Here is a 26,075-nt window from a genome sequence, read left to right as displayed (position 1 = left end):
ATGTTGAAATTAACGAAACTCTGTATGACGAAATGTTTCTTTTCCTTCTAATAGAGTCAGTAAAATTCTCGCTTTATGAATATCCTGCTTTGGAATTTTAAATAAGTTTTTATCTAATACAACGATGTCTGCTTTTTTGCCGACTTTAATAGATCCAGTTTCTTTCTCTAAAAAATTGGCGTAAGCTCCATTTATTGTATAAGTCTTAATCATTTCTGCTAAACTTACTTTTTCTTTTGGGTTTAAAGCGTTTTGTGAATTTGTATCTTGTAAACTTGTACGAGTAATCCCCATTTGAATGCCAGCTAGAGGGGAGAAGTATGGTCCTTGTGTAATGGGATAATCACTAGAAGAAGCCATAACAACACCTTTATTTATGAAACTTCGCATAGGATATTGTTCATTTGCACGCTCTTCTCCTAATAATTCGACAGCTTGTGCAAAGTATTCTCCGTCTTTAAGAAACCACGTTGGTTGCGGAACACCAATGACACCTAAATCTTTAAAACGATTTATATCATTTTCTTTTACTAATTGTAGATGTGTAATTTTATGGCGACTATCTCGTTTTCCGTTTTGTTCTTGAGCGATAGCTAATATATTTAATGTTTCTGTAGTGGCAGCATCACCGATAGAGTGGATATGAACTTGGAATTTCTCTTTGTCTAATGTTTGAACCATTTGTTCAAATGCTGGTTTTTCCCAAACAGGAACGCCGTAATAGTTTGGTTTATTGTTATACGGCTCATGTAAGTAGGCAGTTCCGCCTTCAAGTACACCATCCATAAATAACTTGACCGTATTCATTTTTACAAGTGGGCCTTGTAATTTAGCACGCTGTTCTTTTACATAAGGAATACGCTCCTGACCTTCACTTGGTTGTATCGTTAATGCAAGATTATGTCTAATAGATAATGCTTGTTCTTTCTCGAGCATTGTTAGTGCTTCAATGACGGTATCTTGCTGCGGAACAACGACATCATTTACTTGTGTATATCCATTGCTCGCAGCGAGCTGTTGGAAAGTTTTTAAACCTTCTTTATACTGTTCCGTATTGTACTTTGGCAGTTTGTCTAAAACAAGATTCGTTGCGGTATCACGAAGCGTACCGGACGGTTCACCGTTTTCATTTCGTTCAATTACTCCGCCGTTAGGATTTGGAGTATCTTTTGTAATTTTAGCTATCTCAAGTGCTTTCGAATTTGCCCAGACGGAATGATAATCCTCGGAAATTAAAGCGACAGGAATGTCTTTCACAACAGCATCTAATAAATCTTTTGTCGGACCAGATGATGAGAAGAGGGTATTGCTCCAACCAGCTCCATGAATAACTTTGACATCACTATGTTCTTTCCTGTATTGTTCAACGGCCTGAACATATTCATCAACTGTTCGAGCATTTACTAAGTCAACAGAATAAAGAGAGTTTACAGTTTCGGATGCGTGAAGATGGCTATCAACAAAGCCTGGAAGTAACATTTTTCCCTTTAAATCAATGATCTTTGTATTCTTATTCTTGTATTTTTTTGCAGCTTTCGTATTACCTACATAAATAATCTCCCCATTTTTAATCGCAACAGCTTCTGCCCAAGGTTGCTTTGCTTCTACTGTATAGACATTTCCGTTAATAAAAATGGTGTCTGCTAGTTTTGAAGTGTCTTTTTTCGCCGGTTCAAATCCTACTAACATAAAAAGCATAGTGAGACTAATGAAAATAGAAATAAACTTTTTCATTGTATCAACCCCAATTCTTTATTATTTGATTTTGATGCGCTACTTTTATTACAGAAGTTCGATAGACGGAAATTCAAATCCTATGAAGCGAAGTCCGCTATATATAGGAATATTACTTTTTGTTTTCCTATATATAGCGGATAACATTTTCCAAGAGTAATGATTACAATTTAAATACGGAAAATTCAGAAAAATTTTCAAAAAATTAGAAAGGGTAATTGAAAGCGTTTACTAGTTTTGGAGGCTATGAAAAGAAAAATCCCCATATAAGGAGGCTATTAAGATGAAATCGATTAACCCAATGAATGTGATAGATGAGAGTCGTATTCATTCCATGCACCTTTGGTTAATATTTTGGCTATTTATCGTAATTGCATTTGATGGATATGATGTTGTTATTTATGGAGCAGCTGTACCGTCGCTCATTAAAGAGTGGGGGATATCGGATGTTACAGCAGGGGCAATTGGTAGTTATACAGTTATTGGAACAGCGGTTGGTGCTATTTTCTTCGGTTTATTAGCTGATAAAATTGGTCGTAAAAATATTATACTACTAACTACAATCATATTTAGTTTATTTACATTTTTATCTGGTTTTGCGAACGATCCTGTTACATTTACAATCTTCCGTGTCATCGCTGGTATTGGGCTTGGTGGAGTGATGCCGAATGTAATTGCTATAGCAACTGAATTCTCCCCGAAACGAGTTCGCACTGCTATTGTATCATTTATTTTTTGCGGCTATTCGGTGGGGGCGATGGCAGCAGCACTTACAAGTCGATCACTTCTCATGATAGCAGGATGGAAACCAGTCTTTTGGTTAGCGGGACTTCCTTTATTGTTTCTTCCGTTTTTAATGAAAAGTATTCCAGAGTCTGTTGGTTTCCTTCTAGGGAAAGGAAAAATAGACGAAGCTAAAAAAGTAATAGCGAAAGTAAATCCGAAATTAAGTGATGATGCGACAATTGAATTTATAAAACCACCAACGAAAGAAGCTGGTTCTCCTGTTGTTAAATTATTTGAGGAAAAACGCGCAGTAAGTACGATTATGTTTTGGATTTCATGTTTTAGTGCTTTCGTGCTCATTTACTCTATGAATACTTGGTTACCAAGACTTATGATGCAATCAGGGTACGATCTGAAATCAAGTCTTTCATTTACAGCTGTCATGCAAATTGGCGCTATCGTTGGGACACTTATATTCGGTCCAATCGTGGATAAAGTTGGATTCAAAAAGGTACTTGTTCCATTATTTTTCTGTGGAGCGATTGCGTTATCCCTAATTGGATTTGCGAATAACATGTTTGTTGGATTTTTGTTAATTTCTATAATTGGTGCTTCTTCAGTCGGACTACAAAATATGTCAAATGCATTTGTTTCTCAATACTATCCTGGCAATATGCGATCAACGGCGGTTGGAAGTACAATGGCGTTTGGGCGTCTTGGAGGTGTGGTCGCTCCGACTTTTGTAGGGGTACTACTTTCTATGCATTTTTTACCTCAATATAACTTTGCGGCTATTGCGAGTGCTGCTGTAATTGGTGGTATAGCAATGCTATTTGTGAAAGAAGAACATGGAATGTATTATAAAGAGAAAAAAGAGATTGTAAGCGGAGGTAGCAACGTAACTACAGCAAAATAATGAAAGAAGAATCCCGGAGATACATTTCTTCGGGATTTCAAAATGTTTGCTAAATAATTTAAATATTTAGTTTTATTTTATGTAACGCTTCTTATACAATAGATAGAAAAGATGAAGTGGGGGATGGGGCATGTCTGGTAATAAGAGAGAGAGGTTAATGAAAAGAATAGAATATCATTTGCGAAATACATCACGTCAGCTTATTAAAATCGATACGGAAGAAGAAGCACTTCAGTATTTAACTCATTCCTTTTGCTCAGAATTACATTGTAATTTCGTAGCTGTTATTTTTAATGAAGGAGGACAATTTTTGCCAAAGGCTTGGAGCGGGAATTTAACTTCTTTAGCTTCTGCATTTCCTCTTCATTCTGATGAATGTTCATCAAGACTCCAATATCAAAGCATAACGGATCAAACAGCAGATTCACCAGAAGTGTGCCTACTCGCGGAAACGTTGAACCGTGCTGGTGTGGAAACTTGGTTTACTGTCCCATTAAAAGATGACATACAGCATTTTGGTTTTTGTGTTGTTGCATTTTCAAGTTATGTCCCACTTTTAGATATGGAAATATCATTTGAAGAGTTTGGAAGAGATATAGCCGTGGCAATAGCTGTGGCTAGACAAAAAGAATCGCAGTTGAAAAAGATTGAAGGTTTTGGATGGATCAGTAAAAACTTATCGCTAGATGTTCCGTTAGAAAAGCATATATATGAGGTAACTTCTAAAGCAGGAATGGAAACAAATGCTCAGTTTTCATGTGTTTATCTGTATAACGAAGATGAAAATTGTTTTGTTTTTCAACCACCATCATATGGGGAAATGAAGTACCCATTCAAAATTATGGTTGAAGATAAATATGTACTAAAAGAGCACTTTCCATTTTTTGAAACGGTTGGTGGTGAACAGTTTACAGCTCCAATCATTATTGATATGAAACCGATTGGCGTTTTACATGTTGAAAAGGAATGTGAAGGGCTTTTTACGGAAGCAGATGCAAAATCACTTGAAATGATAGCGAATCACTTGGCTACTATACTTGATAATGCAAGATTATATAATGGTGAGAAAGAGCATAAACAACGACTTCATTTCCTATTAGATTATCAGCAGGCTTTATTAAAAGAAACGGTCGATGATAATAATTTTGAAGGTATTACAACAATGCTTGGTAGTCTGTTTCAAGATACGGTGTTTATTTTCGATAGATTTATGCAACCAATAGCCTTTCATGATGAAAAGGATAGTCGTTTAGCAGAACATTTAGCTGATTTAGCAAGAGAAGAACGTAAAAATCAAAGAATGAATGATACGTTCCATATTACTGATCCAAATCATATTGATTATTGTTTTTCATTTTGGATTATAAATGGGGGCGGTAATTTCTTAGGATATTTAGCAGTACGAAGAATGAATGGAGGGATGGATGAATTTGATCAACTAACAGTAGATTTAGCCCGGAATATATGTTCCATCCAGTTTATTAAACAAAAGCTCGTACTGGATACGAAAGAACAAATGAAAGATAGCTTTATTAGTAAATTACTCACTGAAAAAATTGAAGATCGAGATAATATTTTGCAATATGCCAACTTGTATCAATGGAATCTTTTCAAAAAACATCGAGTAGCCGTATTATCTATATCGCTTGATGAAAAAGAATTAAAAAAAGGGAATTTACTCGAACAACAAGCGAAAAAGTCACTTATTTGGGATTTAATTAAGACCCGTCTTCCGGAACTAGGGACAGGCATTTTAGCAGTATCTCATAATGATGAGCAACTTTTAATTGTTCCTATTGAAGATCAGAAGAAGAGAGCCGATACGTTTTGGGAATCAATGTTTCATAGTATTCAAAAATGGATACACGCATCACCTATTGGTTGTCATGTATTATTAGGGATTGGTGGCGTTACAAAACAATTAGAAGACTACTATATTAGTTACCAGCAAGCCGTGCAGGCTCTAAATATTTTAGATAGTCGCTTCCGAAAAAAAGGGTATGCGCTATTTGAAGATTTAGGTTCGTACGCTATTTTACATCATTTAAATCATTCAACAGCCGTAGAGCTTTTTGTTACAAAACAAATTGGTCCGCTCCTTGCCTATTCAGAAGGAAAAAATATTGATTTATATCATACATTACATGTATTCTTACAAAACAATGGAAATGTAAAAAGCGCCGCAGAAGAACTCTTTATTCATCGAAGTTCTCTTCTGTACAGGCTCGAAAAGATTGAATCACTCATTTCAGTTGATTTAAATGATGCTGAAGCGAGATTTAATTTAATGATGGCGTTAAAGCTTTATGATATGCATGGGGAAGTAGTAGGAGAATTGAAGTCAATATTTTAGTTTGAATTTGATAAAAAGAGGTTTTGTATTCATACGAAATCTCTTTTTATTTTGTATATAATTGTTTTTCAAAACTTGTTACACTATAAAGGTATGAAAAGGAATTATAGAGTTGAAGGTGATAGGTATGAAGAAATACAAAATAGGAGAAGTAGGAAAGGAATTTGGAGTTTCAATAGATGCTTTACGATTTTATGAAAAGAAAGGATTCCTAAAACCACAAAAAGATAAAGATAATGGTTTTAGATTTTATACATATGAGGATTTTGGTGTATTTTTAGCCATTAGAAGTTTCCGACAAATGGGATTTCATGTGAAAGAAATTGGAGCAGTATTTAATGGTTTAGAATTTGATGACATCATAAATAAGTGTAATGAAAAAATAACTGAAAAAAATGAAGCGATAAAACAATTAGAATTAGAAACAAAACAAATAAATGAATTTATTAACTTATTAAAAGAATACAAGCAAGAAGATAAGCAATGGGTGATAAAACCAGCCGGCACTTATTATTTTCTCAAACATGTTCATTTAAATGATGGAGCGCTATGTGTAAATCCACTATTAAAAGAATGGTTAAATTTCTTGCCAACTGTTTCAACAGCTTTGTGTATTCCACTTGAAGAATATAAAGTGAAAAATATAGATAATAGTTATTGGGTAATGGCTATATCTGAATTAAAGATGAAAGAGTGCAAATTACCTATAGATGATTCAGTTTTTCAAATAGAAATGGGAGAGTGCTTGCATTACTTATATGAAAAAGATGTGAATGAACCGTTATCATCACTAATTTTAGACGAAGCATTTCATATTATGGAGAGTCATGGCTACGTACTAAACGGAGACATTTTGTGTCGATATGTTTGTGAAACAAAGAGTGAAGAAAAAACAATTGATCATTATGTTATTATGATTCCTATCATTAAATCAAAAAGTGAAGTGATACATACAGAAGGATAGTAAAGAGCATTTAATTGGAGACCATGTCTAACAATTAAATGCTCTTTTTATGTTTTAATATGCTTTAAATTCAATTTATCACGTAAAATCTTGGCTCCATCTCCTACTAATTAGTAGGAGATGGACACCCTCATCAATTAAAGTTTTACTTTATAAAAAATATATGAATAAAGATATTGACCCTAGTCTTAGACCATAGTTTATATTGAAACCATAAAGAAAGCGTTTGCATCTGTAAGGATATGCAAATCGCTTCAGAAAAATATTGGAGGTTGTAAATGATGAGAAATATTGTACTTTTATGTAACGCAGGTATGTCTACAAGTATGTTAATGAACAAAATGAGAGGGTATGCAGAATCAGCAGGTTATAACTGTGAAATTAATGCTTATGCATTAACGGAAGCACCAAATGTTGGTCCAGCAGCTGATGTGATTTTATTAGGACCACAAGTTAGATATGCATTAAACAATGTGAAAAAACAATTGCCAGAAAAGCATATTGAAGTAATTGATATGGCAGCTTACGGCATGTTAGATGGAAAAAAAGTAATTGAGCGAGTAAAAACTATTTTAGGAGACTAAAAGTTTATACGACTTATGTCAGTTTTGAAAAGTACATATTTTGAGGGAGGTCATCGTCTGAAAAAGATAAGGAAATTTCCAATTTTATGTATGGTAGTAGGCAGCCTGGCAGGTGGTTTAGTACTTTCAGGATGTTCGTCAGAAAGCAAAGATAAGGCTTTAAAAGACTCAGATATAACACTTATAACGAATGTTCTTCCATATGGAGAGGTAGGAGCTACTGTCGTTTGTGATTTTGGAGATACAATAGATAGCTCAAAATTAACAAAAGATAGTTTTGAAGTTGAGGTGGAAGTGAATGGGAAACCTCAAAATAGAAAAATAACGAAAGTGTATACAAATAATAAAGCTGAAGTATCAGAGACTTCAAAAGACGGACAATACGTCGTGATTGAATTAGATGAAAATGATAAATATTCATCTACCTCAACATTTAATGAAGAAAAATTTTTAAGCACAAGAGATAATTTAGATTATAAGTTATCTCTTACGAAAGAAATTAAAACAAAAGAAGGTGCAACTTTTAAAGCATCTGAAAAGAAAAATAAAATTTCAAATGTAGTTACACCTGTTGTGGATGATTTTAAAAAAGAGGTATATCAAGATGCATCTGGAAGCAAAATGCAATACAGACTTTTTGAGCCTAAAAAAGAGCCTAACAAAAAATATCCACTAGTTTTATTTTTACATGGATCAGGTGAACGAGGAAATGACAACTATATGCAAGTCGTAGGAAATGAGGGTGCTGTAGCGTGGGCTAATCCAGAACAGCAAAAGAAAAACCCTGCATATGTGTTAGCTCCTCAGGTTAAAGCAGCTGAGACCCTTACAGCATATTGGACCGAGGAACCAAACTATACCACGATGTTTAATTTGCTAAAAGAAATCATCGATAAGTATGATATTGATAAAAATCGTATATATGTTGTTGGTATGTCCAATGGTGGAATTGGGACTTGGAATGTTATTAAGAAGAACCCAAATCTTTTCGCAGCTGCTGTTCCGATTTGTGGAATAGGAGATTTGCCAGGAAATAAGCTTGTTAGTGAATATGAACCATTACAAGATACTTCAGTATTCAAGAACATTAAAGATATGCCAATTTGGGTCTTTCATGCAGAAGATGATCCGCTGGTTGATGTGAGATATAGCAGAGACGCTGTACGAGCTATTAAAGAACTAGGCGGTTCTTTGGTCAAATATACAGAATATCCAACTGGTGTCGTTAAACCAATGGGACACTTTTCTTGGGTGCCGGCATTACAGGATAAAGAGATGATAAATTGGTTGTTTAATCAGTCAAAATAGCTGGTTACATAAATTCATTAGGAGATAATCATTCTATAACTGATAATGCTTATAAGGAGATTATGCGATGAATAAAAAAATAGTATCGTTTTGTTTAGTAGCTTCTTTGACAGTTTCCTTGTTTGGATGTTCGTCTAATAAGACAGAGCAAGTTAAGAATAAAAAAGAAGAAAAATCAGTTGAGTTTTATTTAGTAAGACATGGAAAGACGATGTTAAATACAACTGATAGAGTACAAGGTTGGGCAGACGCACCTCTAACAAAGGATGGTGTTGCGGTAGCGGAGTACCTTGGAAAAGGTTTGAAAGACGTTAACTTTGAAAAGGCATATAGTAGCGATAGTGGACGAGCAATAGAGACAGCTAAAATTGTACTAGATAAAAGTGGAAATAAAGATATGAATATCAATCAAAGTAAAAATTTGCGGGAAGCGTGTTTTGGTGAGTTTGAAGGGGAGTTAAATCATACGTTTCGTGAAAAACTTGCGCAAGCTAATAATATGACCCTTGAAGAGTTTATGAACAATTTTGATGTTGATATTATGCAAAAAACTGCAGCAAAGATCGATAAGAGTAAACAGGCTGAAGATACGGAAACAGTTACAAAAAGAATGAAAAAAGAAGTTGATCAAATTGCAGAAGAAGTAGCAGAAGATGGCGGTGGGAAAGTTCTTGTCGTATCACATGGTACATCATTAATGGACCTGTTATACGCAATATCTCCTGAATCCTTAAATGAAGTTGAAGAAGGATTAGGAAATGCAAGTGTTTCAAAAGTTGTGTATAAAGACGGGAAATATAAAGTTCAATCTGTAAATGATATGAGCTATGTGGAAAAAGGAAAAAAATAGATTAATTAAAAGTCAGAAATATTGGAGGTAATTATGAAATTGTTAGAAGGGACAAAAAACGGACTAGAACGAATCATCACACCACTAACAAATTATCTCGGAAATAGTAAAGTAGTAAATGCTATTACATCAGGGATGATGATGACAATTCCTGTTACGATCGGCGTTACATTATTTGCTATTTTAGGTAATCTACCATTTGAAGGTTGGAAAGAGTTTTTAATTCAAATTGGTTTATATACGCATATGCAAGACATGATTAGTGCGACATTAAGTTTGCTAGCGGTTTATATGGTTGTCATTATCGCTTACTCTTATGTGAAAGAGGAAGGCATGAATGGAATGACGGCCGCTGTTATAGCATTAGGTAGTTTCTTATGCTTAATGCCAATGTCGATTAAGGTTGGAGAAGAACAAATTCCAGCTATTTTAAATCAGTATTTAGGTAGTGATGGAATATTCGTTGCCATGTTTGTCGGTGTTTTTACTGGTAAATTGTACTGTGCATTAAAAAGAAAAAATATTGGAGTAAAATTACCGGAATCGGTACCACCTATGGTAGCTGATGCGATTAACCCTGTGTTTATTTCAATCATCATTTTCACCATTATATTCTTTATTAGAGTAATATTTGGCTTTACTCCATATGAAAATATTTTTAACTTTGTGAGTCAAGTAATTTCGTTACCTGTAAAAGTCATCGGATCGTCTGTATGGTCAGTTATTGCTATCTTTACATTCATGAATATATGTTGGTTCTTCGGGCTACACCCAGCACCAATTATAAATGTATGGTATAGTGCGACAGCTCCGTTATTTACGGCAGCTATTACAGCTTTTGCTTCGGGAACACCTTTTGCAGAAATCCCTTACTTAGCATTTACTTTAATGCATTTTGCAGTTGCCATTGGTGGAACAGGAAATACGTTAGGTTTAGCAATAAATCTACTATTTGCGAAATCGGAGCAATACAAATCACTTGGGAAAATCGGTATCGTCCCAAATATCTTTAATATTAATGAGCCGATTGTATTTGGATTACCGCTTGTGCTGAATCCAATCTACTTTATTCCATTAGTAGCATCTTCAATAGTTGGCGGCTTAATCTGTGTTGTATTCCTTAAAATTACGGGAATTTTATCTAACTTTAACCCACTTATCGAATTACCATGGGTAACACCAGCGCCATTTGCAGCTTATATTTCTGGTGGTTGGTTACTATTCATCATGACAGTATTAATTATTATCTCTCAAATTCTATTATATTATCCGTTCTTTAAAATGGGAGATAAGAAAGCTTATGAGGCAGAACAACAAGCGGCAACACAGCAATAATCATGTATCCCGCAAAAGCCCAATTAGTGTGGGCTAGTAATCAGTGGGGATGAACAAAACCCCACTGATTGTTTTTTCGAATTATAAAAATAAAAAAATGTTAGGAGAATTGTTATGGAACAAAATGAATTAGTAGTATTTCAAATTATATCAGCAGTAGGTAGCGCACGATCTTCGTATATTGAAGCGATTCAAGAAGCAAAAATGGGTAACTTTGAACAAGCAAGACAATTAATGAACGAAGGTAGTGAAACATTTATTGAAGGCCATAGAGCACATGCTGGATTGATTAGTAAAGAAGCAGCAGGTGAAAAAGTAGAAGTAAGCTTATTGTTAGCGCACGCAGAAGATCAGTTAATGAGTGCAGAAGGATTTAAAATCATTGCAGAAGAGCTTATAAGTGTTTATGAAACATTTTTAGTGAAACAAAATTAATAGAAATAAACGATAACAATACTATTTTTGAAAGGGAAAGGTAAATATGCTCAATACTACATTTAAAAAAGACTTTTTATGGGGCGCTTCAACAAGTGCCTATCAAGTAGAAGGTGCCTATAATGAAGATGGAAAAGGCCTTTCTGTTCAAGATGTGAAAGTTATTCCTGAAGGTACATCAGATTTCAAAGTTTGTAGTGATCATTATCATCATTTTAAAGAAGATATAAAGCTTTTTTCTGAATTAGGATTGAAAGTATATCGTTTTTCTATAGCTTGGACTCGAATTCTTCCAAATGGAACTGGAGAAGTGAATGAAAAAGGTATTGCGTTTTATAGTGATCTTATTGATGAATTGCTGAAGTATGATATCGTACCGTTAGTAACGATGTATCATTTTGATTTACCATATGAATTAGAGAAAAAGGGTGGCTGGAGTAACCGAGCTACCATCGATGCTTTTGTTAAGTATTGTGAAATTCTATTTGATCGATTTGGAGATAGGGTAAAGAATTGGTTAACAATTAATGAGCAGAATATGATGATTTTACACGGTGGAGCTATTGGTACATCTGTATTATCTCAAAAAGAGTTATATCAACAAAATCATCATATGTTGTTAGCGGAGGCAAAGGTGACAAACTTATGCCATAAGATGATACATGATGCAAAAATCGGTCCAGCTCCAAATATTAGTTATGTGTATCCGAAAACGTGCAATCCGAATGATATAATTGCAGCGCAAAATTGTAACGCAATTCGTAACTGGTTATACCTTGATATGGCTGTATATGGACGATATAACAATATCGCTTGGAATTTCATGAAAAGTAAAAACATCGAACCAGAAATTTTAGAGGGAGATATGGAGATTCTATCTAGTTCTAAACCAGACTATATTGCCTTTAATTATTATTCTTCTATTACTGTTAGTGAGTACGATGAGAACTTTGTAATTGATGAAGCTGGTGATCAACAAATTGAAGTAGGTGAAGAAGGATTCTTCATGGGTGATGATAATGAATTTCTAGAGTTAACTGATTTCGGTTGGGAGATTGATCCGATTGGCTTCCGAGCTACATTAAGAGAAGTAAATGATCGTTATAACTTGCCAATTATCGTTACAGAGAATGGAATAGGCGCTTATGACAAAGTAGATGAAAATGGGTCAGTGCAAGATCATTACCGAATTGATTATTTGAAAAAACATATTGAACAGATGGAATTGGCAATTGCAGACGGAGTCGATGTAATTGGTTACTGCCCTTGGGCTGCAATTGATTTAATTTCTACGCATCAAGGTTTCAGAAAAAGATATGGTTTTATTTATATAAATCGTGATGAAGACGATTTAAAAGATTTAAAAAGAATAAAGAAACAAAGCTTCTATTGGTATAAAGAAGTTATTTCATCAAATGGAAAAGAACGATAACATATAGTTTCGAATTTCACATCATAGAGTGCGCGCCTCAAGAAAAAATTATTTACTTTGAGGTGCGCGCTTTTTATATGTAAAATAACTATACCGTTCGCTTGATAAGGTATAAAGCCGTTTGAATTAGAATGAATACCCTCAAAATGTATGAAAGAAATATATGTATTTCCTACATTATGTACATACAAAAACTTTTTGGATATAGATATAATTTATTTACAGAATATTTAAAAAGTAACTCGAGGGGGTAAAAGAATGTTAATTCAAACAATTGGTATTGTCGGTGCAGGATCTATGGGTTCTGGCATTGCAAATTTAGCTGCATTACACGGATTTACAGTTATTTTACATGATATTGAAGAGCGTTATTTAGATAGTGCAATGCAACGTATGAATGGTTTTATGACAAAAAGTGTTACGAGAGGAAAAATGTCGGAAGAGGATAAACAAGAGGCGCTTAATCGTATTCAAATGACTACAAATTTAGAAAGTATGAAAGATGCGGATGTAATTATTGAAGCAGTGTTAGAAAAATTAGAGTTGAAGAGAGAAGTGTTTGCAGCACTGGATCGCATAGTTCCTGAAGGAGTTATACTTGCGACAAATACTTCATCTATGTCAATAACAGAAATTGCGTCAGCGACGAATCGTCCAGAGCGAGTAGCAGGTATGCACTTCTTTAATCCGGCACAACTTATGAAACTTGTAGAAGTTGTTCGAGGCTATAAAACGAGTGATGAAACAGTGGAAGAATTGAAAGCGTTATCTAAAAAGCTTTCGAAAGAACCAGTTGAAGTAAAGAAAGATTCACCTGGATTTATTGTAAATCGAATTATGATTCCGCAATTTATTGAAGCAATTAAATTGCTTGAAGATGGGGTTGCGTCTGCAGAAGATATTGATAAGGCTGTTACACTGGGACTCAATTATCCGATGGGGCCGTTTACACTACAAGATTTTGCAGGTGTAGACATTGGCTATCACGTGATGGAGTACTTCAAAGAAGAATTAAATAATGATCAATACGCGCCGCCGCTTCTTTTAAAACAACTAGTTAGAGCAGGTAGACACGGCAAAAAAACAGGTGCAGGTTTTTATGATTATGAATAAAGAATGGGGGATTAAGTTATGAATTATGAATTTTTAATTTGTGATATTGAAAATAAAGTTGCGATCGTTACGATTAATCGACCACCTGTAAATCCGTTGAATACACAAGTATTTCATGAACTTTCTGAACTATTTGGTGCACTAGAGGCGAATGAAGAAGTACGAGTAATCGTTCTTACAGGAAGTGGAAGGAAAGCATTTGTCGCAGGCGCTGATATTAATGAAATGGCAGCACTTGATCTTGTAGGTGTAAACAAAATGAATAAAACCTCACGTACGGTATTTAGCAAAATTGAAAATATGTCAAAACCAGTTATTGCTGCGGTAAATGGATTAGCGCTTGGCGGTGGTTTTGAACTCGCGCTCGCATGTGACTTACGTATCTGCTCGGATCAAGCAAAATTCGCTTTTCCAGAAGTAGGACTCGGAATTATTCCTGGAGGAGGAGGTACACAGCGTCTTCAAAAGATTGTCGGCCAAGGTATAGCGAAAGAATTACTTTATTTCGGAGATATGTTTGATGCAGAGCGTGCTTTCGATTTACATATTGTCAATAAAGTAGTGCTTGCGGAAGAGTTGTTTGAAGCGGCAAAGGAGTGGGCATATAAATTGGCAAAAAACCCACCAGTAGCACTTCAAATGTTAAAGACGGCGGTGAATGTAGGAAGTAATGCTGATCTTGAAACAGGCTTAATCATTGAAAGCACTTGTTTTGGAAATGCATTTGCAACAGAGGATCGTAAGGAAGGATTACAAGCATTCGTTGAAAAAAGAAAACCAGTTTATTTAGGGAAATAATGAGGTGAAAAGGATATGAAAGAAATTGTTTTATTAGAGGGAGCAAGGACTCCATTCGCTGAAATTTCGGGATCATTCCGGGGATTAAATGCAACAGAATTAGGGGCAATTGCCGCTAAGGAAGCAATACGTAAAGCTTCTATATCTGCTGAAGATATTGATCAAGTTGTATTTGGTAACGTTCAGCAATCTAGTAGAGACGCACATTTATTGGCAAGGCATGTTGGTCTAAAAGCTGGAGCACCTATTCATGTACCAGCTTTGACAATCAATCGACTTTGCGGAACTGGTGTTGAATCTATTTTAACGGCTGCTCGTTATATACTTAGCGGAGAAGCAGAAGTTGCACTTGCAGGTGGAACGGAGAACATGAGCCAAGTGCCGCACGTAATACCCGGAATGAGATGGGGAAGCCCGCTCGGTGGTCCAGCTATAGAAGATTGGTTATGGGATGGTCTTTATGATACGTACGGCAAATGTACGATGGGAGAAACAGCTGAAAACTTGGCTGCAAAATATAACTTAACGAGGGAAGAAGTAGATCGGCATGCACTCTCTAGTCATGAACGAGCTCTTGTAGCAAGAGAAAAAGGGTATTTCAAAGAAGAGATTGTTCCAGTAACAGTGAAAGGAAGAAAAGGAGCACAAGTGATTGAAGAGGATGAGCATATCCGTCATACGAGTCTAGAAAAACTTGCAAAGTTAAAACCTCGTTTTGTGGAAAATGGCGTCGTAACTCCTGGTAGTGCAAGCGGCATGGTGGACGGTGCAGCGGCCGTTGTCTTGGCATCAAGTAATTTTGCAAATGATAGAGGATTAAAACCGATTGCTAAGCTCATTTCTTGGGCTGTTGTAGGAGTAGAACCGAAGTATATGGGAATTGGTCCAGTTCCGGCAATTCGAAGTGCATTAGAAAAAGCAAATTTAACTTTAGCAGACTTAGATTTGATTGAAATTAATGAAGCATTTTCTGCGCAGTACTTAGCTTGTCAAAAAGAATTAGGGTTCGATCTTAATAAAGCGAATGTAAACGGTGGGGCAATTGCGATAGGTCATCCACTTGCTGCAAGTGGAACGAGAATTTCTCTATCCTTAATTTATGAATTAAGAAGAAGAAATCAGAAATATGGAGTATCCGCTGTTTGTATTGGCGGAGGACAAGGAATTGCAGCGATTTGGGAAGCGTTGTAATAGGGATAAAACCAGGGAGAGTCCTTCCTGGTTTTACCTACATCGTTTCTTAAAGTGGAAAATTCGGGCTAGTTGGTAAGACGATAGAAAGTGAGTGGGAAAATGAAAAAGGATAAAAACTTATTGTCGGTGTATGAGCTATTAGAAACGGTGAGTTCATCTTACGGTGAAAAAGAAGCAATATATGATTTAACGAGACGTATTACATATAAACAATTGAAATATGAAGTAGATTGTTTGGCTACGGCATTTAAGAGACTAGGAGTAGGTAAAGCAGACCGTATCGCAGTATCTCTACCAAACTGGTCCGAAACAGTAGTAATCTATTTTGCAGCTGCGAAATTGGGAGCGATAATCGTTCCATTTAATCCTAAATATAAATCATATGAAATTGAGTATATATTGGAAAGTTCAGCTCCAAAACTATTAATAGCTTCAGGGGAATTTGAAAAGAATTTTGGATTTGAAAAAGTGGTTAATAAAGTACAAAAGGTTATTACAGTACGGTTTTCGCAAGAGAATTACTGTTCATATGAGGAGTTAATTCGTACAGAAAAAGTGGGTATTGAACTAGTTCATATAAATGTGAACGATGATTTGTTTTGTATTTTATATACGTCAGGGACGACGGGAACTCCAAAAGGTGTAATGGTTACACATCGTGCCGTTGTACAATCTGCACGAACGATAGGAACAGAGCTGTATTGTACACAAAAGGATGTATTCATTATTTCAGCACCACTATTTCATATTTTCGGTATGGCAATTAATATGCTTTGCGCAGTAGCGATGGGAGGAAGGATCATATTACAAGAAAAATTCCACCCGCGAGAAACTTTACAATTAATTGAACAAGAAAAGGTAACTATCCAAAAAGGTGTACCAACTATGTTTATAAAGGAACTAGAGTTAGAGGACTTTGATAAATATGATTTATCTTCATTACGTGCCGGGTTAGTTGGTGCAGCACCTATATCAGTAAAAACAGTGACGGAGATTCGAGAACGGATGGGCATTAACCTTTGCCAATCATTTGGGATAACTGAAACGGTTTCGATTACGATGACCTCGTATGATGATACAAAGCAGAATATAACAGAAACTCTCGGGAAGGCAATCCCAGGAGTAACATTAAAAATTGTAGATGAAAATAGAGTAGCGCTCCCGCCTGGGGAAGTGGGAGAAATCGCAGTTAAGGGATTTGGAGTAATGAAAGGTTATTATAATATGCCTGAACAGACAAAGCAGGTTTTAGATAATGAAGATTGGTATTATTCAGGAGATTTAGGCACACTTGATTCTCAAGGATATTTAAGATTTGTAGGAAGAAAGAAAGAGATGATTATAAGGGGTGGACTTAACGTTTATCCTCAGGAAATTGAAGCAGTTATTATGAAACATCCAAAAGTAATCGAAGCAGCTGTTATAGGACTTCCAGATAAAGTGCTAGGGGAAGTTGCTTGTGCAGTCATACGATTAAAGAACGGGGTAGTAAGTACGGAAGAAGAAATAAAACTCTATCTTAAAGAGAGAATGGCAATTTATAAACTACCAGAGAAAGTGATCTTTACAGAGGAATTTCCTGTCACAGCAAGTGGGAAAATTCAAAAATTGAAATTGAAAGAACAAGTATCTTCCAATATTAGTCCGACAATTTAATAGATAGGGGTGAAGAAATAATGGAAGAGTATACTTTTCAAGTGAGATGGGGAGATACAGATGCGGCAGGCATTGTGTATTATCCTAATTTTTATAAATGGATGGATGAAGCAACTCATGAATATTTTAAAAAAATTGGCTTTCCTTCAGTTGAACTTTACGAAGAACAACAAATTGGTTTGCCGTTATTAGAAGCAAAATGTCAATTTAAGTCACCTCTTCGTTTTGAAGATCAAGTAATTGTGAAAAGTGCTGTGAACAAATTGCATAATAAAGTTTTTACAATTCAGCATGTTTTTGTAAAGGAAGAACAGGTTGTGGCAGAAGGTTATGAAACTCGTGCATGGACTTCTTTTAAAGAAAAAGTGAAAGCGCAACCGATACCTGGATATATTCGGCAGAAGATGATGCCAGAGATAAAAACTGTAGAAAGTTAAGAAGTACGAGTAAGGATACCGTAACGAGAAATTGTTAATAAGGGGGAGATAGTGATGGGAAAAGAAAAAAAGTATGATGCCATAGTAGTTGGGGCGGGACCAGTCGGGCTTGTAGCAGGACTTGCATTACAAAAGAAGGGGATATCAACTTTAGTAATTGAGGCAGATTCATTCGGAAGACCACGCCCGGGAAGTAGAGCAATCTATTTGCATAGTGCTTCGTTAAAACTACTGGAAGAGACTTCAGAAGGTCTCGGTTTCGCGCTTGCACATAACGGAATAATTTGGCCTGTAAAACGAACATTTTATAAAGGGAAAGAAGTATATGTAAGAGATTACGGTAAGGATGAAAACCTTAAGTTTAACCGATTACCTCATTTCACAGCTCTTCATCAAGATGAAATTGAAAAACATATGTATGAGGCGTGTATAAAAGAAGGTGTTGAATTCCTTTGGGATGCCCCGGTCAAGAAGTTACACATTACAGATTCTGGAGTAGAACTAACAATCACAAATGACGAAATATTAAAGGCGCAGTATGTAATTGGATGTGATGGAGCACGTTCCATCGTAAGAGAAGAAGCTGGATTAACGTTTGAAGGCCCACGTACAGCAGATACTTTTATAGTCGTGGATGCAAAAGAAGATGAAACAGATCCACTTCCTTTAGAAAGAATATTCCATTATCAGCATCCAGATATGGAAGGAAGAAATGTAATGTTTGTTCCGTTTAAAGGCGGGTGGCGTATCGATTTACAACTACTTGAATCAGATAATCCAGATGATTATACAAATATTGAAAGTGTAAAGACATGGTTGCCGAAAGTCATGGATGCTAAATATGCGGAGAGAATTACGTGGGTGTCTTCTTATCGTTTCCATCAAGTAGTGGCAAATTTGTTTACTGACGAAAAACGTCGTGTTCTTCTAGCTGGAGAAGCAGCACACTTATTTGCCCCATTCGGAGCACGTGGATTAAATTCTGGTATTCCAGATGCTGTTCTTGCTGCAAGAGGAATTGAGAAAGCACTACATTCTCATTCTGAAGAAGAGCGAGTAGAAGCAATTGAAGCAGCTGCAAAAGAACGTCGAATTGCAGCGCAGTGGAACCGCGATGCATCAACTACAGCACTTCATCATCTTCAAGGGAGTTCTCCTGAAATGAAACTAAAACGAGATATTGCTGCTTCATTAGTATCTATCGTGCCAAGGCTAGGCAGATGGCTTGATGAGGGACCGTACGGACCAAAATTCGGACCTCCTGAACTGACGACAAAATATTAAAATGATAAAAAATTGGATAAGTAATGTGAAAGGAGCGATAAGAAATGGCTTTGTCTCAATTCATAAATGAAGAAAAGTATGGTTCTCATGTGCGTTCTACAAATGGAATGATTGAGCGGTTCATGACGATGAACTGGTATAGCGACATTGGAAAGCAAAATGTAGAGGCTGAGAAAAAAATAGATCAATTTATGCGTGCTCTACACATTAGTGAATATGAAATTAAATGGATTTCAAGAAACCAATTAAGTGAGACAATTGAACGAATTTCATTTGAGGATAATGATTTATGGGGGACGCTAGCAGAAGTACCGGATCAGTTGAAAGAAAAAATTATAAGTGTAGGTAACGAAAAACTTCTTATAGATGTTGTAGATAAAGTACCAGAAGCAATTTTTCACGGTGTTTATAAAGAGGCGTTCAAACATTTTGGAGAGGAAAAATGTTTGAAATTTCTAGTTGGGCATGCGATGTACATAAGTACTGTTGCATGTGCTGCTGAATTAGCTGAAGAAAAAAATATATTTCTCCCAATTATAGAGTTACTAGAATTAGGTCATATCCCAATTGGTCCAGAGGGAAATACTTTTTATCTTTTATAACAAAAAGTGGGGCGGGAAAGTTATATGTTATCATCATTCTCGATTATTTGAGACGGTAGAACTTTCAATCATTTAAAGGAAAGGGAGATTACTATGAAACTTGTTACTTTTACACATAATGGAGAAACGCGAATTGCTGCTTTAGAAAATGGGAAATTGATTGATTTGCATGCTGCGTTTAAAACGAAATTGGCAAGTGAAGGGAACCTTCGGGCTATTCAAATTGCAGAAGCACATATTCCAAAAGATATGAATGGATTCTTACAAGGTGGTACAGAAAGTATGAATCTAGCAAAAGAGGCAATCGATTATGCACTTATGAAAAATCATAAAGAAAAATTGGTATTTGAAGAAGGTGAAGTGAAAATTGAGGCCCCGGTACCTTCGCCAGGAAAAATTATATGTGTAGGTCACAATTATCGTGAACATATTTTGGAAATGAAACGAGAATTACCTGCCTTTCCGGTTATCTTTGCAAAATTTGCGAATACAGTAGTCGGTCCGCAAGATGATATTCCGTTTTATCCGATTTCAGAACAATTAGATTATGAAGCTGAATTTGCTTTTGTAATTGGAAAGCGTGCCCGAAATGTTTCGGAAGGAGATGCCCTCCAATATGTAGCTGGTTACACAATTGTAAATGATATTACTTATCGTGATATTCAGCGCCGTACAATTCAATGGCTCCAAGGGAAGACAGTTGAAGGTAGTGCCCCAATGGGACCGTGGTTACTTACTTCAGATGAATTAAAGAACCCATCTGGTTTGGAAATCATATTAACGGTAAATGGAGAGAAACGTCAACAGTCTAATACTGCTAATTTAGTATTCTCGGTACAATATCTCGTTTCGTTTTTATCCGGTCTAATGACACTAGAGCCAGGGGACGTCATTTTAACAGGTACGCCAGGTGGTGTAGGAGTTGCACGTAATCCGCAAGTATTTCTTAAAGATGGAGATATCGTACGAATCGAAGTTGATGGAGTAGGTGTATTAGAAAATAAAGTGAGACAAAAGTTAGAGGTGCCAGTGCTATGACGAAAAACTTACAAGCCCATGCGGCCGAGTCTATTTATGAATCAATCAATAAGATAAAAATGATTGTTAAGCCTTTACCAGAGGAAATCATCTACTGGAAACCTTCAGAAGATGAATGGTCAATTATGCAGATCATTACACATGTAGCGGAAGCTATTCCGTATTGGGCAAAAGAAATTAGCAATATTAAAGTAAATCATGAAAACTTATGGGGCCGTGGTTTAACGGATGAAGTGCGCCAACAAGCAGTTTCAGAAGAGAATATTCATAATCAGTCTATAGAAGAAGTCATTCAGCAGCTGTCTTCTATACCGCTCACGATAGAAAATGTATTGACCACATTAACAGACGAAGAGTTACATATTCAGGCTCCGAGTCGTAATCCTCGTTTTAACAATAAGTCGATTGATTTTATTGTGAATCACCTCATCGTAGAACATACAGAAAAGCATTATAAACAAATCGAACGGAATTTATGTAAGTTTAATGAACGATAAAGGAGGCAAATAAAATGGCGGAAAAAAATGCTTTTTTTGAAAGTACACTCGTACAAGATTTCAATCGTGATATAGAACAATATCATCTTGGACCACTTTGGAACGCGATCCCTGATTTAATGAAACATACACCAGAACCACATGCACAAGCATACCTTTGGAAATCTGAATTGCTCCAAAAAAAGTTAACGGAAGCAACGCAAATATTTACACCAGACCGAGGAGGAGAACGCCGGGCTATCTACTTACAAAATCCAGGACTTAATTATAGAAAACCTTGGGGGTGGGCATCGACTACACAAACGTTATATGCAGCGGTTCAATTAATACAACCTGGAGAAACTGCTCCTTCACATCGGCACGTTCAAAATGCATTACGCTTCGTCATGGAAGGAGAAGGGGCTTACTCAATTGTTCAAGGAGAGCGTATTTTCATGGAACGGGGCGATTTCTTAACAACTCCAAATGGACTATGGCATGGACATGGTCATACAGGTGACAAGCCGATGATTTGGATGGATTGCCTTGATATTCCGACTATTTATTATCTTGGTGGTACGTTCTTTGAGCCATATCCAGAAAAAATTGAACAGCCAAATGTACCGGATAATTATACTGCTCAGCGTTATGAAGGGGGAATGGTCCGACCGGTTTCCGATCGATATGCAAAGAAAGCTCCACTAAGTTCCTACAAATGGGCAGGGACGGAAGCGGCGCTTAATGGATTAAGTCGTTTTGAACCAGATGCATACGATGGTTATGCGGTTGAATATATAAATCCATCGAATGGTGAAACAGCGTGTCCAACGATTGCAGCTTGGATGCAAAAATTGCCGAAGGGATTCAAAGGAAAAGCGCATCGCCATACACATGCATCAATCTATCATGTGCATGAAGGATCAGGATATACGATAATTAATGGTGTTCGCTTCGACTGGTCTAAAGGAGATTTCTTTGTTGTACCAAACTGGGCATGGCACGAACACGTTGCACTAGAAAATAGTTATGTATTTTCAACAAATGATCTTCCTATTTTAGAAAAATTCGGGTTAGAGCGGAAACAGGAATATGAGAACAATAATGGATATCAAACAATCACTGGAGAGTTTGAACCAGCGTTACCATAATATGATTTGCAAAAAAAAAGCGCCCACATTTCATACTAGTGGACGCTTTTTGTTATTAATATGTTCTAATAAGCCTTCAACACATGAAGCAAATAATCCTTACGATTCAGCGGATTATAATCAACACGTTTTCGAGTAGGGAAGGGAGCCATAAGCTTTGTGAAACCAGCTGGCTTCGTTGTAAATATACCTTCTCCTTCAGTAAATGAATGGAGCATTCGTTTGAAATTCTCTGTTTTCGCAACAGGTAATGATCCTGTTAACTGGTAAGAATCATTACTGAGTATAGGCTCTGCAAAAGTTGCTGGAATGGCAGCGAGCTTATACATCGCGGTACTAATTGCGTGCTCCGGTACAGTTAATTCAAACTCATTTACTGGTTCATATACATATGTTTCAGCTTGCTTTAAAGCATCCATTAAAACGAGCGGTGTTAAGTTTCTAAAGTCACTCGCTGTTGTGACAGGACTAGCATAACCAGTATGTGTAAGTGTGATGGAAATGTCCGTAACTTCCCATCCGTACAAACCTTGTTTTAACGTTTGGAATACTGTATCTTCAATTGCTTTATGAAATGCTAAAGGTAGTGAGCCGAGTTCAACACCTAATTTATATGTTATGCCAGAATTAAGTTCACCAAGCTCCACATTGAACCCGACTGTGGCGTAAAAAGGATTCGCTTTTTCACCCATTACTTCAATGCTATTACCTACGCCAATTGGTTTCTCAATACATACAACTCGTGTATTTGAAAAAGTAACCTGCAAATTATATTTCTCATAAAGTGTAGTTTCAATCACTTCTTTTTGTACTTCACCGAAAAGGCGAATATATAGTTCATTATGAACATCGTCTTTCCACACTTGAATGAGTGGATCTTCTTCACATAGTTCCATAAGTGCAGCGTATAAATCATGAATTCGTTCTTTAGGTACTGCATTAATGGCTGCTTCCATTTGTGGTTCGGCAAAGTGAATGTCTTTTATATAATCAGTTCGTTCACCGATAATATCACCAATTTTAATATCATTCAGTCCCCACACGTTACAAAATTCACTGCTAGGAACGGTAGTAGTTTGAACGGCATCTCCATTATGAAATAGGCAAAGTTTTTTAATCTTTTCTTTATGGGATAGAGATTTACTGCGCTGTATATCCACATATTTTCTAATGTGTAAACTACCTGAAAAAACTCTTACATAAGCAACCTTTTCTCCAGAAGGTTCACGTTCAATTTTAAAAACAACACCGCATAATAGTTCCTCTTGTGCCGATGTATGGGCTGGCATTAGGGCCGGTAGTTTTTCAAGTAGTTCAGTTACTCCTATACCTGTCATTGCTGAACCGAAAAAGATTGGATACACATTTGTTTGCTGTATTTGCTGTTCTAGTTTTTCTCTTAATAGTGCGTCAGGTATTATTTCGTTATTTACATATGATTCAAGTAATGATTCATTAAATGGTGCTAACAGTTCCATACAATCGTCATATGATTTGTATTCAATGATCCGGGCTTCTTTCGCTCCTTCGTTTAGAACAGAGTAGAAGGGGAATGCTTCATTTGAAAGAACCCCTTTTATTTGTTTCATAACTTTTTCAGTGTTTGCGCCACTACGATCAATTTTATTAACGAATAAAATTGTCGGTATGTTTAGTTTCTGTAATGTTCGCATTAAAATTTTTGTTTGTGCTTGCACACCTTCAACGGCAGAGATAACTAAAATCGCACCGTCTAAAACGCGGAATGATCGCTCCACTTCAGCGATAAAATCAGCGTGTCCAGGTGTATCAATTACATTTACTTTTAAGTCATTTATATAGAAAGAAACGACAGATGCTTTAATCGTAATTCCGCGCTGTCTTTCTAATTCCATTGAGTCAGTTTGTGTATTACCACTATCAACTCGGCCAATTTCTTTAATTACATTCGTTTCATAAAGAATACGCTCAGTCAAACTCGTCTTGCCAGCGTCTACGTGAGCGACAATCCCTATATTTATTGTTGTCATATATCAATATCCTTATTTCATTTTCCGTTTTCATTTCCTCATTTCTATTTGTGTATTGCCGCATTACAATCACTCTCCAGTCATTTAAATTATTACTATTATAGTGCAATTAACATTATTTGTAACGCGACAAAGCGCCTTAATTTGGAAAAAATAAAATGAAAACAAAATGCTTGCATTCTAAATCGATATAGATTATATTAATTGACATATCAACTATTGATACATCAAATGTTTTTAAATTGGATGTAAAGGAGGGGTAATTTGACAAGTTCATGCTCAAAAGAAGCGATTATTTTATATAAATTACACTTTCTAAATAAAGAAGTAAGTTCGAAATTTGAAGGGTGTACGGGTATGAGCCAGTCTCGATTAGAGCTTATACTTCAGTTATATGAAGTAGGTGAAATTAGTCAAAAAGCACTTCAACAAGAAGTGAATATTGATAATGCGGCGATTACGAGGCATTTAAAGCAGCTTGAGGCTAATGAAATGATTGTAAGACGTAAAAATCCAGATGATAACAGAATTACGTTAGTTTCTCTAACTGAAGAGGGACGAAATAAAATTCAAGCGTTTCAAGAGGAAAAAGAACGTTTTGCAGCATCTGCATTTAAAGGATTAAGTGAGGAAGAACGCGATAATCTTTTAAATATGTTAAATCACATTCAAGAAAATATAAAAGAATTATAAAAAAGGGAGAATACAACTATGACTAACTCAGTAAAAACAAATGATTTTAACGAAATTTTAACAGGACGTCGTTCAATTCGTAAGTATGATTCTTCAGTGAAAATTAGTAAAGAAGAAATGACAGAAATTCTTACAGAAGCAACACTTGCACCATCATCAGTAAACATGCAACCATGGAGATTCCTTGTGATTGAAAGTGACGAAGCAAAAGCAACACTTGCACCACTTGCGAAATTCAATCAATCTCAAGTAGAAACATCTTCAGCAATGATCGCTGTATTCGGTGACTTAAACAACTTTGATAACGCAGAAGAAATTTATGGTACAGCAGTAGAGCGCGGACTTATGCCAGCTGAAGTAAAAGAAGATCAAATGAAAAAACTTTCAGCTTATTTCTCAATGGTTACACCAGAAGTAATGAAAGACACAGTACTAATTGACGGTGGTCTTGTAGCAATGCAATTTATGTTAGCAGCTCGTGCTCACGGCTATGACACTTGTCCAATTGGTGGTTTTGAGAAAGATCAAATCGCAGAAGCTTTCGGACTAGATAAAGACCGTCACGTACCAGTTATGTTAATTTCAATCGGAAAAGCTGCTGACAGTGGTTACCAATCAGTACGTCTTCCAATTGAAAAAGTTGCAGAGTGGAAGTAATTTTAAAGAAATAAGTGGAATATGAAAGGGGAAACACCATGATTATTATTCACGCAATATTTCAAGTAGATCCAGCAAAACAACAATCATTTTTAGAAGAAATTCAACCACTCATTCATGGTTCAAGAGAAGAAAGTGGAAATGTATCTTATGATCTTTATAAAGATACGGAAAAAGAAAATGTATATACGATGGTAGAAGTATGGAAAGATGAAGCATCCGTTGCGAGTCATAATACGAGTGAACACTTCACATCTTTCGTTAGCAAAGCAAAACAGTATTTAACTGCTCCACTTAATATAAAAGCTTATAATGGAGAGTTAGTAAAATAAT

Annotated in this window: 24 protein-coding genes; 22 read left to right on the top strand and 2 right to left on the bottom strand. The window is 35.9% G+C overall.

What is annotated here, in order from left to right:
* Positions 1–9: 9 nt before the first annotated feature.
* Positions 10–1,734, bottom strand: a complete 1,725-nt coding sequence (locus ACYVEC_RS28045; protein WP_098556171.1) for an amidohydrolase — start codon at positions 1,732–1,734, stop codon at positions 10–12.
* Between the two features lie 283 nt (positions 1,735–2,017).
* On the opposite strand from ACYVEC_RS28045, the gene ACYVEC_RS28040 reads away from it, so the two are divergent.
* The 19 genes from ACYVEC_RS28040 to ACYVEC_RS27950 all read left to right on the top strand — a co-directional run bounded on the left by ACYVEC_RS28040 (position 2,018) and on the right by ACYVEC_RS27950 (position 22,383).
* Positions 2,018–3,376, top strand: a complete 1,359-nt coding sequence (locus tag ACYVEC_RS28040) for an MFS transporter (RefSeq protein WP_460509338.1) — start codon at positions 2,018–2,020, stop codon at positions 3,374–3,376.
* Positions 3,377–3,506: 130 nt separating this feature from the next.
* The gene (locus tag ACYVEC_RS28035) at positions 3,507–5,729 is read left to right on the top strand and encodes a helix-turn-helix domain-containing protein (RefSeq protein WP_097950250.1); all 2,223 of its coding nucleotides are present in this window, start codon (positions 3,507–3,509) and stop codon (positions 5,727–5,729) included.
* A gap of 127 nt (positions 5,730–5,856) precedes the next feature.
* On the top strand, positions 5,857–6,693 hold the full coding sequence (locus ACYVEC_RS28030; RefSeq protein WP_199677753.1) for a MerR family transcriptional regulator: 837 nt from the start codon (positions 5,857–5,859) through the stop codon (positions 6,691–6,693).
* Positions 6,694–6,974: 281 nt separating this feature from the next.
* The gene (locus ACYVEC_RS28025; RefSeq protein ID WP_063225386.1) at positions 6,975–7,277 is read left to right on the top strand and encodes a PTS sugar transporter subunit IIB; all 303 of its coding nucleotides are present in this window, start codon (positions 6,975–6,977) and stop codon (positions 7,275–7,277) included.
* 15 nt (positions 7,278–7,292) lie between these two features.
* Complete coding sequence (locus ACYVEC_RS28020; protein WP_098556169.1) at positions 7,293–8,585, top strand: prolyl oligopeptidase family serine peptidase; 1,293 nt, start codon at positions 7,293–7,295, stop codon at positions 8,583–8,585.
* A 67-nt stretch (positions 8,586–8,652) separates the two neighbouring features.
* Positions 8,653–9,435, top strand: a complete 783-nt coding sequence (locus ACYVEC_RS28015; RefSeq protein WP_097950247.1) for a histidine phosphatase family protein — start codon at positions 8,653–8,655, stop codon at positions 9,433–9,435.
* A 33-nt stretch (positions 9,436–9,468) separates the two neighbouring features.
* Positions 9,469–10,770, top strand: a complete 1,302-nt coding sequence (locus ACYVEC_RS28010; RefSeq protein ID WP_098556168.1) for a PTS sugar transporter subunit IIC — start codon at positions 9,469–9,471, stop codon at positions 10,768–10,770.
* A gap of 114 nt (positions 10,771–10,884) precedes the next feature.
* Positions 10,885–11,205, top strand: a complete 321-nt coding sequence (locus tag ACYVEC_RS28005; protein WP_000437092.1) for a PTS lactose/cellobiose transporter subunit IIA — start codon at positions 10,885–10,887, stop codon at positions 11,203–11,205.
* A 46-nt stretch (positions 11,206–11,251) separates the two neighbouring features.
* Positions 11,252–12,637 (top strand): glycoside hydrolase family 1 protein, encoded by a 1,386-nt coding sequence (locus tag ACYVEC_RS28000; protein ID WP_098556166.1) that lies wholly within the window; start codon positions 11,252–11,254, stop codon positions 12,635–12,637.
* 258 nt (positions 12,638–12,895) lie between these two features.
* Positions 12,896–13,750, top strand: coding sequence for a 3-hydroxyacyl-CoA dehydrogenase family protein (locus tag ACYVEC_RS27995; RefSeq protein ID WP_063225288.1), 855 nt, complete (start codon positions 12,896–12,898; stop codon positions 13,748–13,750).
* 18 nt (positions 13,751–13,768) lie between these two features.
* Positions 13,769–14,548 (top strand): enoyl-CoA hydratase/isomerase family protein, encoded by a 780-nt coding sequence (locus ACYVEC_RS27990; RefSeq protein WP_460509334.1) that lies wholly within the window; start codon positions 13,769–13,771, stop codon positions 14,546–14,548.
* A gap of 15 nt (positions 14,549–14,563) precedes the next feature.
* Positions 14,564–15,739: an acetyl-CoA C-acetyltransferase gene (locus ACYVEC_RS27985; protein ID WP_063225290.1), complete on the top strand. Its 1,176-nt coding sequence runs from the start codon at positions 14,564–14,566 to the stop codon at positions 15,737–15,739.
* Between the two features lie 102 nt (positions 15,740–15,841).
* The gene (locus ACYVEC_RS27980) at positions 15,842–17,398 is read left to right on the top strand and encodes a class I adenylate-forming enzyme family protein (RefSeq protein ID WP_063225291.1); all 1,557 of its coding nucleotides are present in this window, start codon (positions 15,842–15,844) and stop codon (positions 17,396–17,398) included.
* Between the two features lie 20 nt (positions 17,399–17,418).
* Positions 17,419–17,835, top strand: coding sequence for an acyl-CoA thioesterase (locus ACYVEC_RS27975; protein ID WP_063225292.1), 417 nt, complete (start codon positions 17,419–17,421; stop codon positions 17,833–17,835).
* A gap of 54 nt (positions 17,836–17,889) precedes the next feature.
* Positions 17,890–19,119 (top strand): FAD-dependent oxidoreductase, encoded by a 1,230-nt coding sequence (locus ACYVEC_RS27970; protein ID WP_460509331.1) that lies wholly within the window; start codon positions 17,890–17,892, stop codon positions 19,117–19,119.
* 44 nt (positions 19,120–19,163) lie between these two features.
* Positions 19,164–19,721, top strand: a complete 558-nt coding sequence (locus tag ACYVEC_RS27965) for a hypothetical protein (RefSeq protein ID WP_063225294.1) — start codon at positions 19,164–19,166, stop codon at positions 19,719–19,721.
* Between the two features lie 93 nt (positions 19,722–19,814).
* A complete protein-coding gene (locus tag ACYVEC_RS27960) occupies positions 19,815–20,759 on the top strand; it encodes a fumarylacetoacetate hydrolase family protein (protein ID WP_063225295.1) in 945 nt (314 codons plus the stop codon).
* Positions 20,756–21,256, top strand: a complete 501-nt coding sequence (locus ACYVEC_RS27955; RefSeq protein ID WP_199677751.1) for a DinB family protein — start codon at positions 20,756–20,758, stop codon at positions 21,254–21,256. Before ACYVEC_RS27960 ends, ACYVEC_RS27955 begins: the two co-directional genes overlap by 4 nt.
* Positions 21,257–21,270: 14 nt before the next feature.
* Complete coding sequence (locus ACYVEC_RS27950) at positions 21,271–22,383, top strand: cupin domain-containing protein (RefSeq protein WP_063225297.1); 1,113 nt, start codon at positions 21,271–21,273, stop codon at positions 22,381–22,383.
* 65 nt (positions 22,384–22,448) lie between these two features.
* Here the strand turns inward: ACYVEC_RS27950 and ACYVEC_RS27945 are convergent, their stop codons facing one another.
* Positions 22,449–24,392 (bottom strand): elongation factor G, encoded by a 1,944-nt coding sequence (locus ACYVEC_RS27945; RefSeq protein ID WP_063225298.1) that lies wholly within the window; start codon positions 24,390–24,392, stop codon positions 22,449–22,451.
* A 264-nt stretch (positions 24,393–24,656) separates the two neighbouring features.
* Here ACYVEC_RS27945 and ACYVEC_RS27940 point away from each other — a divergent pair, with 264 nt between their 5' ends.
* The 3 genes from ACYVEC_RS27940 to ACYVEC_RS27930 are packed head-to-tail and all read left to right on the top strand — an operon-like array spanning position 24,657 to position 26,074.
* The gene (locus tag ACYVEC_RS27940; RefSeq protein ID WP_000204172.1) at positions 24,657–25,085 is read left to right on the top strand and encodes a MarR family winged helix-turn-helix transcriptional regulator; all 429 of its coding nucleotides are present in this window, start codon (positions 24,657–24,659) and stop codon (positions 25,083–25,085) included.
* A gap of 18 nt (positions 25,086–25,103) precedes the next feature.
* On the top strand, positions 25,104–25,742 hold the full coding sequence (locus ACYVEC_RS27935; protein ID WP_029438787.1) for a nitroreductase family protein: 639 nt from the start codon (positions 25,104–25,106) through the stop codon (positions 25,740–25,742).
* Positions 25,743–25,780: 38 nt separating this feature from the next.
* Positions 25,781–26,074: a putative quinol monooxygenase gene (locus tag ACYVEC_RS27930; RefSeq protein ID WP_063225299.1), complete on the top strand. Its 294-nt coding sequence runs from the start codon at positions 25,781–25,783 to the stop codon at positions 26,072–26,074.
* The last annotated feature ends 1 nt before the right edge of the window (position 26,075 follow it).

The organism is Bacillus sp. MN7755, from assembly GCF_054771475.1.
The sequence above is the reverse complement of the archived record's forward strand: the minus strand, read 5'-3'. Positions and strand labels throughout refer to the sequence as shown.

What these genes read in the sequence shown, in the direction of transcription:
- ACYVEC_RS28035 (WP_097950250.1), top strand. Translation starts at nt 3,507, where the DNA reads ATGTCTGGTAATAAGAGAGAGAGGTTAATGAAAAGAATAGAATATCAT.
- ACYVEC_RS27960 (WP_063225295.1), top strand. Translation starts at nt 19,815, where the DNA reads ATGAAACTTGTTACTTTTACACATAATGGAGAAACGCGAATTGCTGCT.
- ACYVEC_RS27970 (WP_460509331.1), top strand. Translation starts at nt 17,890, where the DNA reads ATGGGAAAAGAAAAAAAGTATGATGCCATAGTAGTTGGGGCGGGACCA.
- ACYVEC_RS28000 (WP_098556166.1), top strand. Translation starts at nt 11,252, where the DNA reads ATGCTCAATACTACATTTAAAAAAGACTTTTTATGGGGCGCTTCAACA.
- ACYVEC_RS27990 (WP_460509334.1), top strand. Translation starts at nt 13,769, where the DNA reads ATGAATTATGAATTTTTAATTTGTGATATTGAAAATAAAGTTGCGATC.
- ACYVEC_RS28040 (WP_460509338.1), top strand. Translation starts at nt 2,018, where the DNA reads ATGAAATCGATTAACCCAATGAATGTGATAGATGAGAGTCGTATTCAT.
- ACYVEC_RS28010 (WP_098556168.1), top strand. Translation starts at nt 9,469, where the DNA reads ATGAAATTGTTAGAAGGGACAAAAAACGGACTAGAACGAATCATCACA.
- ACYVEC_RS28005 (WP_000437092.1), top strand. Translation starts at nt 10,885, where the DNA reads ATGGAACAAAATGAATTAGTAGTATTTCAAATTATATCAGCAGTAGGT.
- ACYVEC_RS27935 (WP_029438787.1), top strand. Translation starts at nt 25,104, where the DNA reads ATGACTAACTCAGTAAAAACAAATGATTTTAACGAAATTTTAACAGGA.
- ACYVEC_RS28025 (WP_063225386.1), top strand. Translation starts at nt 6,975, where the DNA reads ATGAGAAATATTGTACTTTTATGTAACGCAGGTATGTCTACAAGTATG.
- ACYVEC_RS27950 (WP_063225297.1), top strand. Translation starts at nt 21,271, where the DNA reads ATGGCGGAAAAAAATGCTTTTTTTGAAAGTACACTCGTACAAGATTTC.
- ACYVEC_RS28030 (WP_199677753.1), top strand. Translation starts at nt 5,857, where the DNA reads ATGAAGAAATACAAAATAGGAGAAGTAGGAAAGGAATTTGGAGTTTCA.
- ACYVEC_RS28045 (WP_098556171.1), bottom strand. Translation starts at nt 1,734, where the DNA reads ATGAAAAAGTTTATTTCTATTTTCATTAGTCTCACTATGCTTTTTATG.
- ACYVEC_RS27965 (WP_063225294.1), top strand. Translation starts at nt 19,164, where the DNA reads ATGGCTTTGTCTCAATTCATAAATGAAGAAAAGTATGGTTCTCATGTG.
- ACYVEC_RS28020 (WP_098556169.1), top strand. Translation starts at nt 7,293, where the DNA reads ATGTCAGTTTTGAAAAGTACATATTTTGAGGGAGGTCATCGTCTGAAA.
- ACYVEC_RS27980 (WP_063225291.1), top strand. Translation starts at nt 15,842, where the DNA reads ATGAAAAAGGATAAAAACTTATTGTCGGTGTATGAGCTATTAGAAACG.
- ACYVEC_RS28015 (WP_097950247.1), top strand. Translation starts at nt 8,653, where the DNA reads ATGAATAAAAAAATAGTATCGTTTTGTTTAGTAGCTTCTTTGACAGTT.
- ACYVEC_RS27955 (WP_199677751.1), top strand. Translation starts at nt 20,756, where the DNA reads ATGACGAAAAACTTACAAGCCCATGCGGCCGAGTCTATTTATGAATCA.
- ACYVEC_RS27945 (WP_063225298.1), bottom strand. Translation starts at nt 24,392, where the DNA reads ATGACAACAATAAATATAGGGATTGTCGCTCACGTAGACGCTGGCAAG.
- ACYVEC_RS27985 (WP_063225290.1), top strand. Translation starts at nt 14,564, where the DNA reads ATGAAAGAAATTGTTTTATTAGAGGGAGCAAGGACTCCATTCGCTGAA.
- ACYVEC_RS27995 (WP_063225288.1), top strand. Translation starts at nt 12,896, where the DNA reads ATGTTAATTCAAACAATTGGTATTGTCGGTGCAGGATCTATGGGTTCT.
- ACYVEC_RS27975 (WP_063225292.1), top strand. Translation starts at nt 17,419, where the DNA reads ATGGAAGAGTATACTTTTCAAGTGAGATGGGGAGATACAGATGCGGCA.
- ACYVEC_RS27930 (WP_063225299.1), top strand. Translation starts at nt 25,781, where the DNA reads ATGATTATTATTCACGCAATATTTCAAGTAGATCCAGCAAAACAACAA.